The following is a 13,209-nucleotide window of genomic DNA, read 5'->3' as shown; positions in this document are numbered from 1 at the left end:
GATTCGGGGCCTGCCGTGGAGGACTTCATCGTAGCCATGCTCAACATGATCGGCGGCGGAGGTGCCGGTTCGATTACGGCCGGGCTGTTGTCTCAGGCGCCGGAGACGTGGAATCCCGCTCTTTACCAGTTGGCGGTGAACGTGCATGGAGTCGCCGTCAAGCCTCTGACGTCGGTGGTGCTTGCGGTCATGTTCACGTTGGAGCTGGCGCGTAACTCGACGCGCATCGAGTCGGACCGTGATCTGGGTGTGAAGATCGTGGCCGGCACCATGTTCAAGATCGCGTTGGTGTTCATCGCCGTGCAGAACGCCAGCCTATTCATTCGGATGTTTAATCAGGTCACGCAGTTCCTCATGCAGGGCGTGTCTTCTCAGATGTCGTATGAGGCGACGGGCGACGGCGGTCAGCTGGGTGATCTGATGCGTGACCAGATTCGCGATGCCGGGGTGATGGGACAGGCGGCGTTGTTCTTTCTGCTGGTGATCCCGTGGCTGTTGTCCCAGTTGGCGTCGGTGGTGTTCACGGTGGTGCTGTATGTGCGGTTCATCGAATTGTATGCGTTGACGGCGTTCCAGTCGTTGCCATTCGCGTTTCTGGTGCATGAGGACACCAAGCCGATCGGCGTGGGTTTCTTCAAGTCGTATGCGCGCACGTCGGTGAATGCGGTGTGCGTGTTCATCTGTCTGGTGTTCTATCAGCGGATCGTGGTCGATGCCGTGAAGATCCCGGATTCTGCGGACGAGGGCATGGTGGCGTGGGTGACGGGCAACTTCGGCAATCTCATGATGGCTGGCATCCTGCTGTTCTTCGTGATCGCGGTGAGTCAGCGTGTCAGTCGGGCTATAGCCGGCGGCGAGTAGCCGCCTATCACAACCGGGCCCAATCGGAAAGGATTCTTTCATGTTGCAGATGCGCGTGTATAAGGAGATCGCCAATGTCGAGGCGAAGGTGATGTGGGGGCTGAGCTGGCGTCAACTGGCGGCCGCCACATGCATGCTCGTCCTGGGAGGAGGCGAGGCTGCATTGTTCTGGTCGTTGGGGTTGTCCGATCTGGGGTCGTATCTGCTGTTTGCGGTTTGCCTGCCGTTCGCGCTGTGGGGTTGGTGGCGTCCGAAAGGGCTGAAGCCTGAACGGTATCTGGGATACATGCTGCGCCAGCGTTTCGGTCCGAAGGTCTACCTGCTCGAACCCTATGTTCCCGCGAGGTTTCCCGGCAAACCGTCGTTGAAAGAGAAGGCCCGTAGACGAATCAGGGGAAGGAAGGTACGTCGTCATGTCTGACATCAGTGGCGGCAAGGCGGTCAAAGGCAACGGTAAGCGACATGGAAAGGTCGGGAACAGGCGGTCCGGGAATCGTCGCATGCCTCGTTCGTCGAAGGAGTTGCTTGGTTATGATTCGATGCTGTCCAATGGCATCGTGTTCCTTGGCGGCGACCGGTGGAGCGTGTCGTTGCGGATCAGCGACATCAATTATCAGGTCGCGACCCAGGATCAGCAGCTGGATGTCGTGGACCGGTGGGGGCGTTTCCTGAATTCGGTCGGTGAGAATATGGGCGTTCAGATCACGGTCGCCACGCGCATGCTGGATCCCGAGGAGGTGACGCGCAGTATCGCCATGTCGCTTCGGAGCGATGCGTTGGATGGATTGCGCGGGGACTTCAACCGCAATGTGCGTCGGCGTCTCGCCGGGCGTTCGCAGGGCGCGGTGACGGACAAGTATCTGACGTTGACGTTGCGTGAGCGGGACGGGGAACGGGCGGTCACGCTGCTGAACCGTGCCGCGTTGCGTGCCACGGCGCAACTGCGGTCGGTGGGCGGCTGTGTCGGTGTCCGTTTGGATCGGCAGTCGCGTCTGGCGGTATTGCACGGGATGCTGCGGCACGGTGTCCGGTTCTCGTTCACCGAGGATGGTTTCCTGAAATCGCATGGCATGTCCACGAAGGATTATGTGGCCCCGTTCGCCGTGGATGTGTCGGATCGCCGTCGGCTCCGGTTGAGCTCGGGCACTGCGGAGGTGTGGCATCAGTGTCTGTTGGTGCGTGACTTCCCGGATTATCTGAGCGATCAACTAGTGTCGTCCATCACGGACATCAAGGCGGATATCACGGTCGGCATCCATCTGTCCCCGCGGGGCAAGGCCGAGGGGTTGAAGCTCGTGAACCGGACGATCGCCGAAATGGATATGCAGGCCATCGACGAGCGGCGCAAGAACCGCAAACAGCATCTGCCCGAGGACATGCTGCCTCATGATCTTCAGGAATCCATGACTCAGGCGGGTGAGCTGCGTGATGATCTGGAGCATAACGGCGACCGGCTGGTGGATTCCCTGATGATTGTGGACGTGTCGGCGGGCAGTCGCGAGCAACTGGATCAGACGGTTCGTGACGTGACGGCCGCGATCGATGGGCAGTCGTGTGTGGCCGAGACCTTGGCCTACATGCAGGTGGAGGGGCTGAACGCCGTGCTGCCGTTGGGGAATCCTCTGCCGCCGATGCGTCGCACGCTGACCACGTCGAGCGCGGCGATTCTGGTGCCGTTCACGTCGCAGGAGCTGTTCGAGCCGGGCGGGGTGTTCCATGGGGCGAACGCCCGCACCGGCAATCCCGTGGTCATCGACCGTACGAAAGGCATGAACGGCAACGGATTCGTTCTGGGTACGACCGGTTCGGGCAAGAGCCAGGCGGCGAAGAACGAGATAACCCAGATCTATCTGACCCGTCCGGACGATGATCTGATCGTCATCGACCCGGAACGTGAGTTCACGCCGTTGTGCACCGGTCTTGGCGGCGAGCGAGTCGAGATCGGGGAAGCGTCGCGCGCGCATATCAACGCTTTGGATATCGAGTATGAGGATGATTCCGAGGGTGATCCGATACGGTCGAAATGCGCGAGCGTGCTGAACATGCTCGGTGTGCTGATCGGCGGACAGGACGGCATCGACCGCATGCAGCGCAGTCTGATCGACCGTACGGTCATCGGCATGTATCGCGAGGTGCGGGAGCATCCAGAACTGGGCATGCCCACGCTCGTCACCCTGCATGACCGTCTCGCGGCTTTGAATGAGCCAGGTGCCCATGATGCCGCGCGAGCATTGGAGATCTACGCGACCGGCAGTCTGAACGCCTTCGCCCATGCCACTGATGTGAATACGTCCAGCCGGTTACTGGTCTATGACGTTTCCGGTCTGGGAGCGGAGTTGCGCACATTCGGTATGCTCGTCGTCCTGGATCAGATATGGAACCGGGTCGTCAGGAATCGCCGTCTCGGCCGGCGCACCTGGCTGTGGGTGGACGAGTTCCATCTGCTGTTCTCGAACCGGTATGCGGCCGAATACTTCCTGCGCCTGTACAAGCGCGCCCGTAAATGGGGTTTGTGCCCCACCGGCATCACGCAGAACATCGAGGAGCTGCTGGCCAACCAGGATGCGCGTCTGATGCTCGCGAACAGCGACTTCCTGTTGCTGCTGAACCAGACCGCCACGGATGCCGACGCCTTGTGCGAGCTGCTGAAGCTGTCCGATGAGCAGCGGGCGTTCTTCACCGGGGTGCAGCCCGGTCAGGGCATGGCTAAGAGCGGCACTGCGTTCATACCGTTCGATGGGCGTATCGATGCCGATAGTCTGCTTTATCGGTTGTATACCACGAAATTCGAGGATCGGAAACCCGAATGAGACCCGTCACCTCCGACTCATTCCACGCCACACGCAATCTCGTTCGACCGAACGGCACGATTCATGGCTTGAAAGTCCGTCATGTCAGCGGACTCTCCCATGGGCCCGTGCTGGCCGGGCTAAAACAGCCACAAACTATCATCAGGAACAGTGAATCCGAAGCATCGCACCCGATCGGCACAACAACCGTCAGCGTTTTGGAACGTGGTGTGAATGCGACACGATCCGTGCTTGAATCGCAATCGACACAGACGGAGACCAGCGAGGACGACAACCCATTATCACCAATGGCCCCCGTAAGCCGGATATGCGACGGCGTGACCGGTATTATTCGCACAAGACATGCGGCAAGAGGTTCGACGGCGCGTGCCGCGGCGGGAAGAACGGCTTCGGCTCGTGTCAGACGTGCGAGGCGCTCCGGCAAGACCGTACGATCGGGCGTCCAAGGGGCCAAATCCGCTGCCAGAGCCTCGACGCAGATTGCGAGACAAGTCACGCAGACGGTTTCTCGGGCCGTAACGGCGGTGAAAGCCGGGATCGCAGCATCGGCATCAGCTGCGGTCGGTGTCCCGTTTCTGCTGGGCGCGGTGGCGGTGCTGATGGTCTTCAGTCTGCTGTTGTGGTTCATCCCCACCGTTGCCGTTGGAGATGACGGCGGTTGTGAAGCCAGTGTGATCGAGGTTCCGGACGAGGCGAAGCCATGGGTGAGCGAGGCGGCTCGATCGAGCGGATTGAGCGCTGATTTCATCGCGGCGATCATGAAGCAGGAATCCGGTTTCCGACCGGATGCGTATGCCGACGACAGCAACGGAGGAACCTGGGGATTGCTGCAGATGAACAGGAGCGTATGGCGCGGCGTGCATCCCGAAGGCGCCGACCAGACGCCACCTGAAGGCATCACCGAGCCCATGGTCCATGCCCATTACGGCGGCATGTATCTGAAAAACCGCTTGGAAGGCGTCAAACAACTCAAGGCCAAGCACCCGGGCATGCCGTTCTCTGAGCTTGACGACCTGACGGCTTTGGTCATCGCCCATAACGCGGGCGAAGGCAACCTCATGAGGTACCCGGATATTCCCAACATCACCAAACGGTATCTCGACAACGTGAAGCCGGCGATTGATGCGGGAGGCGGCTGTTCGGCCACGGCAGGACGAACCATCGGCAAGCTCACGCCACCGTTGGTCATGCAGTCTGGCACGCTGAACGTGGATGTGGCGGCGACCGGCACGCCCGTGGGCAAGATCACCACCTATGCAACCGGTCAATGCACATGGTGGGCGGCCGCCCGCCGATTGCAGATCGGCAAACCTGTGGACGGTTACATGGGCGACGGCTGGATGTGGGCGTCAAGCGCCAGAAAATTCGGATACCCGACGGGCGGCGGCATACAGCTCGGCGACGTGGCGAGCTTCGCCAAAGGCTATCTCGGCGCAAGCGCCGATTACGGACACGTCGCCATCGTCGAGGAAATCAAGGACGACGGCAGCATCGTCGTCAGCGAATCCGGCGGCGGCCTTCCATACGCATGGCTCAGGACCCTTACCAAGGAGCAGGCCAACAATCCCAGCATCACTTACATCCACTAATCCCGAGGGAAGGAAGGAAGCATGCGCCGCATCAATCCCAAGCTTGACCCTTGCGAGCTTTCCGATCTTATGAGCGATTCCGCCAACTGGGATCTCCTCATGCAAATCCGCAATCATCCCAGTACATGGCCGGAACTCGACCAGTGGGCTGCGCATGCCATTGCAGACCCTGAAACCGCTGGGGCTCCACCGGAACCGTTGACAGACGGAAAACCCAAGCACCGGCTGCTTCCCATCACACCCATCATCGATGATGAGCTGCCTCGCGATGCACGGAACAACAGCACTCCCGTATCCAAGCTTGACAAACAGAAGGGAACGACGATAGACACACCAATGGGGGTAGGGGAACATGCCAAGGATGATGTGTCCTTGGCAGAAGATTCATCGGCTGACAGCACGGATGAGGTGGCCGTCCATCGGCATATCCCTTTTACCCACATCGCCGGCATCATGCTCGTTCTGGTCATCGCAGCAGGATCAGCCGCAGGCCTTGTCATGGCGAAGAAGAACTACGACCATCAGGCGGCGCTCACGTCATGCAATCACGCAATCAAGCAATCTGACATAGTGCGGATTGAATGGAACAAGGCATTGAAACAGGCGGAACCATATGCGAAGTTCCAGGATAAAGACGTGCGGGATCCCAAGTCTTTGGAACTGCTTGGCAAAATCATGCAATATCAACCATCGATCTCAACAGAAAATTGCGATCCGAGTCTGACGGCCGACCGTCTCGATCGCACTCGTGCAGAAATAGGGAGAGCGAATAACCAGCTCAGAACCCAGATCAGGAACCTGCATGACACAGTTGACACGGTCAAGGCATCACAGGAACAACAACAGATCGACAACGCACAGAACGCACTGAGCCAAACCATTGAAGACGCCGATAGGTTCTACAAAGAATCCGCGAACAAGGTCAGAGACGACAACACCCGCGCACGACTCAATGAGCAGATCACCCATGCACGACTCATGATGCGCGACCATCAGGATCTTGATGTCTATAACAGAACCATCCAGGACCTCAACGAAGTCATGCAAATCGTCCGGGATTCCATGACGGCTGTAGTAGAGAACGAGGAAATATCCGAGGCGGGCCGTTCGGATGGTTCCACGCATCCAGGATCGGATTCCCAATCATCGAACCGACAACCCGCACCATCAGCGGAAGGTTTATCCCAGCCAGTCACGCGAGGCAATCCCACTTGGGACGTGCCTGGGCAATCGGCAACCCCCTCATTCCCCGACCGGCTGGGATAGTACTGCTCATCCGAGTTTGCCGTCGGTCATGGTGTAGAGGTGGTCGGCGATTTGGTTGAGTTCATCGCTGTGGTGGGAGGCGATGATGGCGGTCCGTCCCATGTCGCGCTGACGTTTCATCTCATTGAGGAAGATATCCACGGAGTGTTCGTCAAGGCCGTTGGTGGGCTCGTCGAGCAGGATGAGATGCTGATGCTCCATGAGGGCCTGGACGATGGCGAGCTTCTGGCGCATGCCCAGGGAGAACGACTTGACCTTCTCGTGCCTGTGGTCGTTCAGTCCGAACAACGTCAGCAGCCGTGTGGTCTCCCGCTCGTCGTAGGTATGGTTGATGCCGGCGAGATAGCGCAGGTTGGCGTCTGCGGTTTCGGAGGGCATGAATCCGGGGTTCTCGATAATCACACCGACCATGTCGGGGAGCTTGCGGTTGAATTCGACCGTTTTGCCGTTGATGGTCACGGTCCCGCGGTCGGGACGGATGAATCCGCATACGGCCCGCAACAGCATGGTCTTGCCGGAGCCGTTGGCGCCGACCACGCCGTATATCCGTCCCCGTTCGAAGTCGGCGTTCACGTCTTTGAGGACGGTCCTGCCCTTGAGCGTCTTGGTGAGGTTCCTGACCTGCACGTACATGATGTTCCCCTTTCGCTGGTAACAAAGTGGTTGGTTTTCCGATTGGCGACGTCATCCCGACCTCTTCAGAGAATCTGCATCCGATTGAACGCGATCAGGTTCGCCGCGGCGCATATGAGGATCGTCAGGATGGCCGCGGGCATCCAGTTCGGTACGTGAAGCGGACCGACGGCGAGCAGCCACTGCTGCGGTTCCGAGAACGACATGAGCAGTCCCAGCAGTACGACCACGACGAAGTAGCCAGCGATGCGCGACCCCGACAAGTAGCCAAGGTTCGCGGTCAGCATCGCAGCCAGCAGCACGCACGCCGCGCACACGGCCGAACCTGCGAACGCGACCGGGTCTTCGTCCGGGAACATGATCCGCTGGGCCACGGCTTGGATCAGGGTGTAGACGACGCAGTACACGGTGATCATGAGCAGGTAGGCGAGGAACCGTCCCGGTCCCCGGCCGCGTCTGACGTACACCATGCACTCGGGCACGGCGAGCCATTCCGAGAACTGCTCCAACGGGATCGCCATACCGAACAGAGCGTACGCCAGTGCATACATGTTGTACGCCAGCCCCGGAGTGAACGGCGAATCCGACGAGCGGAACATGCCGATGAACACGCCCGGATCCATACCGCTGATCAGGAACCGGTACACGACCACCGCGTAGATGACGAGCAGCATCGCGCGCAACCCGTTGCGCCGATGTAGCGACTGCAGGAACCGGGCCATCTGCCACTTCATCCGACCACTATCGTTCATGTCACGCCTCCAACCTGTCCATGTGTCCAAAGGCGACGACGTTCGCGACGACGAGCAGCAGACACCAGCCGACGAACGGCGCCACCTGCCCGACGAGCACATCCGGCCAATAAGGACTGATCGGATACCAGAAGTAGTACACGTACCGGGTCACCTCGCCCGTCAACGGCAGCAGCATCCAATTCGCCAACAGCAGGATGGCAATCAGCACCGGCAGCGTCCGCGAGAACGGCAGCCCGCAGTTCGCCAGCAGCAGCACCAGCAGCGACACGGCCACGCACATCATCACCGTCTGCACTGTCAGCATCGCCGTCAGCGACAGCGAGCCCGGCTCGAACGGCCGGCCGAGCAGGACGAACTCGGTCAGTGCGAACACCACACCCGAGCACGCCCCTGTCAACAGGCCCATCAGAGTCAGCCACGCGAGGTTGTGCCGCAACTCGTTCCTCGGATCGCGGCGCACCCGTTCGAACGCGCCATACCTCGCACTGCCCGCGCCCACCGCGATCAGACACGGCGGCAACGAGCACAAAGTGGCGCCCACACGCATGAACCCGATGTAATCGTCGTGCAGGGATGGGGCCAAGCCCCCGTATAGCAGACTCACGGCGCATACGGCGCCGATCAGGGACACCAGCCCCACTGCGATGCGCATCACCCGTGGCGCGGTCCGGAACGGATGGAACAGATCAGAGCACATCGCGGGCCTCCTTCACCCGCGCGAGCACCAGCGAGCAGACCGTCATCCCGACCGTCATCAGGAGCATCCCCAAGTAATTGCGCCACGCGGTGCCAGGCGCATCCCAATGCGAGAAATTCAGGAAGATGATCTGGCTCCACTCGTCGGGAACCAGGCCACCGGTCAGCGCGGGCAGCATCCACCACACCAGACTCGCCACGAACGGGACCAGCAGCTCCACATGCCTGCGACGGATGAACAGGGACGAGCCCAACGCCAACAGGGCGAACGCACCCGACAAGACAAACACCAACAACAGGATCACCGCAATCAGCAACGGCTGACTCATCCTGTACAACGGATACGCCCACGACGACGAATCAATCAGTACATATTTAGGCAGCATCATGCCATTCTCATCCGCCGATGTACCTTCGATGAACGACAACTGTGGTGTCCGAACAGCCGAAACCAACAGGTTGACGATCAACGGCAACACCCCACCCAAGCCACCCAGCACAAAACCGGACAGCATGCTTGTATGCAAAAGCGCGGAACGTCCCTCGCGCGGAAGCATGTTCAGCAGGCGACCGCTACGCTCCTCCACCGCCCACACGCTCCCACCCATCAGGGCCGCGAAGAACGGCAGCAAATACAGATACAATGTGGATGCCGAACCATACTGGTTGAATAGCATCACATCCTTCAGGAGCGATGGCGCACTTTCCCTGATTCGATACCCCGCGTGGTACGTGGTCCAATACTGCACCGCCATCAGCATTACAGACATAGCCACGACAACCAGCGAACGAACACTGCACACGTTTCGCGCCAACTGCCGACGGAATACAAATCTATTCATGCTTTACTCCCTGCTCCCATATCGTTCTAATGACGATGTGGGTGACGCCGAATATGTGGCACCACCCACATCGTTATTAGTCGTTATCAGTTAGAGTCCGGACTCCAGACACCATACGCAGACGTTGCAGAGATGTAGTTCTCTACATTCTGCATACGCAAATGAATTTGCTTGGGGCCGTTCTTGAAAGCGTTATTTGATACAAGAGCACTCTTATTGCTGCGCAGGAATTCAACGCTGGATGACACGTCATCATTGCTGTATCCAAGGGCCCATACCCTAATGGTACGATTCCCAGATACATTATCAGCTCGCACGAAGGAAGCTGAGCTATTCTGCTTCTGCCGGTTAGGGGTATCGAAGGTAGACCAGTTCTTGGCATATCCGCTCCAGCTGCTGCTGCTCACGTTGCCGGCGATTGCCGGTGTTGCGAAGCAGGCCATAGCCAGCATCGGTATGAAAACGCCAAGAAGCTTGCGCTTGACGGTGTTCATGATGACTCTTTCTCTTTTAAGGGTGTACGTCTGACGAGGCTTCACCAGACGCTGAGGATTCATCAACGTCTTTGTGATGAACCTCACATTTATACTGGCACTTTATTCAAAACGCTGCCTGTGAAAAGAGGGGTTTGTCATCTATAGATGACAAACCTTATTGCTAAGGAACGGCGGTATGCCTCTGAGTAGGTAGATGCACTGGTTGGCAGGTATGCGTCCAAGTTCGTCCGGGGTGAGGAGTTTTCGGGCGTTCTTACGGGTGCTGCGCGTCCAGCTGCCGTTGAGGCCTTTGGTTTCGCTGGTTTCGATGACGTCGATGGTCTGGTCTCCGAGTCGGTCGCTGATGTATTTGGTGGTGCTGGGTTCGTTGCCGCCGAGGAAGAGCTGGCTGTCGCAGTTGCCGGCAATGGTTTCCCAGTCATCTCGGTAGAGGCTTTTGCCTTGGCTTACGGTCTGGAGGATGATGCTGCAGCTGATGCGTCGGCTTCGTATGGTGGCGATGAGCCTTACGAAGTTGGGGATTTTGCCGATGTTGGCGAATTCGTCGAGCATGCAGTGCACGTCGCGGTCGAGCACGCCGTCGGGTTTGGCGTCGGCTTTTCGCACAAGCGTTTCGAAGAGGCATTGGTAGAAGACGCTGGCGATGAAGGAGAACGTGGCGTTGGTGTCGGGCAGTTCGAGGTAGATGATGCGTTTGCCTTGGTCGAGGGTTTCGAGCCGGATGTCGTCGCCGTCGAGGATCCGGCGTACCTCATGCACTTGGAGGGGTGCGAGGTGGACGCCGGTGGTGATGATGATGCTTTTCTTGGTTTCGCCGGCGCCTTTGAGGAACGTGTTGTATTGGGCGCATGCGAATGCGAGCCCGTCGAGCATGTTCCGGGTTTCCTCGTCGTAGTCGTCGGGGTGTTCGCGCATGCGGTGGATTTCGGTTTGGGTTTCAGCGAAGAGCGCGTCGATGATGTATTCCTTGTCTTCGTCCTGTTCGCTGGCTCCCATGCGGTCGAGGGTGTCGGTGACCTGATTGAGGGTGGGCTTATTCTCGGTGTAGTAGGTCCATGCAATGAGGGCGCATAGGAGTGCTTTTTCGGCGTCCTGCCAGAAGCTGTCTCCGGTTTTGCGGTCTCCGGCGGCGTTGGTGACAAGGTTGTCGGTCAGGCGCAGGATCGCGGATTGGGGCTCTTCGGGATCGATGTAGCGCATGGGATTGAACCGGTCGGACCGGTCGAGGTGGATGAGGTCGAGCGTGTTGACTTGGTATCCGCGATCGCGCATGGCGTGTTCCGTGTCACGTTTGAGTTCGCCTTTGGGGTCGGTGACGGCCCAGTTCATGTCCACGGACAATAGGTTGGGTTTGACGTAGTAGCGGGTTTTTCCGGAGCCTGATGAGCCGAGCAGGAGCGCGTTGAGGTTGCGCAGGGTGCGTCGCGTGTCTATGGAGAGCCGTTCGGTCGCGGTGAATCGAATGTTGCGGGATTCCACGGGGTCGATGAACGGTTTGATGTCCTTCGGAGTGCCCCAGTGGGCGGAACCGTGTTCCTCGCCGCTGCGCAGGTTCAGGCGCGCCGTGTACTTGTATGCCCAAATCAGCAGGCCGACTCCCATTGCGGCGAGTCCGCACAGCAAATCGGTATGGTTCGTGGATAGGTGGAATGGATGGTACAGGTCGAGCCAGAATCTGTTCATCAGGTCGATCACGCTCGTGCCTTCATCCAGGTCGGTGCGTATCTGGTAGCCGATCTTGTCGCCCAGCCAGAACAGCGTGAACAGTCCCATGGCCGCGGGCAGTATGGCTTGCAGGCGTTTCATTGGTTTCCCCTGTCTCTTTCCGTGCCGCCGCGGTGCTGCGTTATGGTTCGTCGCATGTCATCACCTGCGGGGACGTCGGCCGCTTGCGAAATCCGACTGTTGATGCGGTGTTCGGCGCGGACGCGAATGTTCGTGAGCGTCTGTTCCCTAGTCCATGGCGGATCGTCGGCCGCGGGCTGCATGACGGCGGTGTCCGCTTGCAAAGGCTTATCGCGTCCGAGTGCCGGCTGTCTGTTTCCCGCGTCGGCGGCGCTGGTGATGCGCGTGAGACCTTGGCGGTTCTCGATGGTGTCGCCTCCGTCGCACATCGCGGCAAGGATGCGTCCCACGGGTGTTTCCGCATCGTAGATGGCCGAGTTCCCGCGTGTGATTGGAATGCCAACGGTTTCCTCGCCTGCATCGATGATCGTGATTGTTCGCGCCGTGTTCACGGGAGCGTGTCCTTGACGCTGGTGTGCAGGGCCATCTCGTCGGCCAGGATGTACACTTCGTCGGCGTTTTCCTCTTCGTGGATGATGCCGTGGACGATGAGCCGTCGTCCCTGCAGCGCGCCCTGTTCGCGCAGGTATGCCGCATGGTCTCCGGCCGCGTGCACGCGGATGATGAGCGGCGTGTCCATGGTGCCGGCGTTCACGGTCAGGGTTGCCGTCGTCCCGCCGTTGCCGTCGGTGTGGAATCTGGCGTCATCGGTGAGGATGCCGCGCGCATAGGCCTGCGGATGTCGGGCGTCGCTCATCGGCCTGGTCTGCGTTTTCTGATGGGTTTGTCGATGTTCGGGGCTTTGCCTTGGACGGCGTTGATGGCGTCTCGACCGATGGCGCGGGCGTCGCGGCCGCCGCCGGTGAGCGCGTCGGATTCTGCGCGGGCCTTGGCCACCCGAACGTGTTTGGAGGAGAGCGTGTCGAGGGCCTGTTCCCGTGCGGCCATGACCCGGATGCTCCACGGGTCCCGGTAGTCGTCGATCGGCTGACTGATGCGGGTGCGGTCGGGCAGTTCGTTGCGTCGGGTCTTGCGGTCCACCGGGTAGGAGCGGCAGGCGGGGTTCGCGGATTGGATGTAGTGGATTGCGGTGGCGAGGTCGGCGATGCGTTCCTCCGCCGTTTTGTCCATGTCGATGAGCACGCGGCCCTGCACGTGTTGTTCGTCGCATACGGTGCGCGTCCATGTTTCGTAGTCGCGCACGTCAACGGTGTCCCGTTGTTCGCGGTCGTGCTGGTATCGCGCGGCGTCGAACCGGTAGGTGATGTCGTGCGGGTGCACGTCGGCCGACCATTCGGGCAACGGTTCGATGGGGATCTCACGCAGGGTGACGAGCCGGTACGGTGGTTCGATGTCCCCGTAGGAGCCTTGGGGCTGAAGGATGCCGAAGCCTTCCATGCGCAGCTCGTAGCCGAGGCGTTTGAGTTCGTCCTGCAGTTGCCGGTAGGCGGTGTCCATGTTGGTCATGCTGGTCT

At 59.7% G+C, this 13,209-nt stretch carries 14 protein-coding genes; 5 read left to right on the top strand and 9 right to left on the bottom strand.

The window, feature by feature from the left end; genetic code table 11:
* Positions 1–15 precede the first annotated feature (15 nt).
* From DSM100688_RS07360 to DSM100688_RS07340, 5 genes are all read left to right on the top strand, one after another.
* On the top strand, positions 16–861 hold the full coding sequence (locus DSM100688_RS07360) for a VirB6/TrbL-like conjugal transfer protein, CD1112 family (RefSeq protein WP_100495492.1): 846 nt from the start codon (positions 16–18) through the stop codon (positions 859–861).
* 40 nt (positions 862–901) lie between these two features.
* Positions 902–1,282, top strand: coding sequence for a PrgI family protein (locus DSM100688_RS07355; protein ID WP_100495491.1), 381 nt, complete (start codon positions 902–904; stop codon positions 1,280–1,282).
* Positions 1,275–3,671, top strand: a complete 2,397-nt coding sequence (locus DSM100688_RS07350) for a VirB4-like conjugal transfer ATPase, CD1110 family (RefSeq protein ID WP_100495490.1) — start codon at positions 1,275–1,277, stop codon at positions 3,669–3,671. The genes DSM100688_RS07355 and DSM100688_RS07350 overlap by 8 nt, the downstream gene beginning before the upstream one ends.
* A 524-nt stretch (positions 3,672–4,195) precedes the next feature.
* Complete coding sequence (locus DSM100688_RS07345) at positions 4,196–5,260, top strand: CHAP domain-containing protein (RefSeq protein WP_240811844.1); 1,065 nt, start codon at positions 4,196–4,198, stop codon at positions 5,258–5,260.
* A 21-nt stretch (positions 5,261–5,281) separates the two neighbouring features.
* Positions 5,282–6,526: a hypothetical protein gene (locus DSM100688_RS07340; RefSeq protein WP_239519408.1), complete on the top strand. Its 1,245-nt coding sequence runs from the start codon at positions 5,282–5,284 to the stop codon at positions 6,524–6,526.
* A gap of 6 nt (positions 6,527–6,532) precedes the next feature.
* Here the strand turns inward: DSM100688_RS07340 and DSM100688_RS07335 are convergent, their stop codons facing one another.
* The 9 genes from DSM100688_RS07335 to DSM100688_RS07295 all read right to left on the bottom strand — a co-directional run bounded on the left by DSM100688_RS07335 (position 6,533) and on the right by DSM100688_RS07295 (position 13,201).
* Entirely contained in the window at positions 6,533–7,159 is a 627-nt protein-coding gene (locus DSM100688_RS07335; protein ID WP_055427673.1) for an ABC transporter ATP-binding protein, read from the bottom strand.
* A 65-nt stretch (positions 7,160–7,224) separates the two neighbouring features.
* Positions 7,225–7,893, bottom strand: a complete 669-nt coding sequence (locus DSM100688_RS07330) for a hypothetical protein (RefSeq protein WP_152358470.1) — start codon at positions 7,891–7,893, stop codon at positions 7,225–7,227.
* A 19-nt stretch (positions 7,894–7,912) separates the two neighbouring features.
* Complete coding sequence (locus tag DSM100688_RS07325; protein WP_100495487.1) at positions 7,913–8,611, bottom strand: hypothetical protein; 699 nt, start codon at positions 8,609–8,611, stop codon at positions 7,913–7,915.
* Positions 8,601–9,287 (bottom strand): ABC transporter permease, encoded by a 687-nt coding sequence (locus DSM100688_RS07320; RefSeq protein WP_100495486.1) that lies wholly within the window; start codon positions 9,285–9,287, stop codon positions 8,601–8,603. The genes DSM100688_RS07325 and DSM100688_RS07320 overlap by 11 nt, the downstream gene beginning before the upstream one ends.
* A 251-nt stretch (positions 9,288–9,538) precedes the next feature.
* On the bottom strand, positions 9,539–9,946 hold the full coding sequence (locus tag DSM100688_RS07315; protein WP_174514764.1) for a hypothetical protein: 408 nt from the start codon (positions 9,944–9,946) through the stop codon (positions 9,539–9,541).
* A 141-nt stretch (positions 9,947–10,087) separates the two neighbouring features.
* Positions 10,088–11,755: a VirD4-like conjugal transfer protein, CD1115 family gene (locus DSM100688_RS07310; protein WP_100495485.1), complete on the bottom strand. Its 1,668-nt coding sequence runs from the start codon at positions 11,753–11,755 to the stop codon at positions 10,088–10,090.
* A complete protein-coding gene (locus DSM100688_RS07305) occupies positions 11,752–12,186 on the bottom strand; it encodes a hypothetical protein (protein ID WP_100495484.1) in 435 nt (144 codons plus the stop codon). Before DSM100688_RS07305 ends, DSM100688_RS07310 begins: the two co-directional genes overlap by 4 nt.
* On the bottom strand, positions 12,183–12,491 hold the full coding sequence (locus tag DSM100688_RS07300; RefSeq protein ID WP_152358469.1) for a hypothetical protein: 309 nt from the start codon (positions 12,489–12,491) through the stop codon (positions 12,183–12,185). Before DSM100688_RS07300 ends, DSM100688_RS07305 begins: the two co-directional genes overlap by 4 nt.
* A complete protein-coding gene (locus DSM100688_RS07295) occupies positions 12,488–13,201 on the bottom strand; it encodes a hypothetical protein (RefSeq protein WP_100495482.1) in 714 nt (237 codons plus the stop codon). Before DSM100688_RS07295 ends, DSM100688_RS07300 begins: the two co-directional genes overlap by 4 nt.
* Positions 13,202–13,209: the final 8 nt, after the last annotated feature.

The sequence above is a fragment of the Bifidobacterium ramosum genome, assembly GCF_009299505.1.
GTDB lineage: Bacteria > Actinomycetota > Actinomycetes > Actinomycetales > Bifidobacteriaceae > Bifidobacterium > Bifidobacterium ramosum.
The sequence above is the reverse complement of the archived record's forward strand: the minus strand, read 5'-3'. Positions and strand labels throughout refer to the sequence as shown.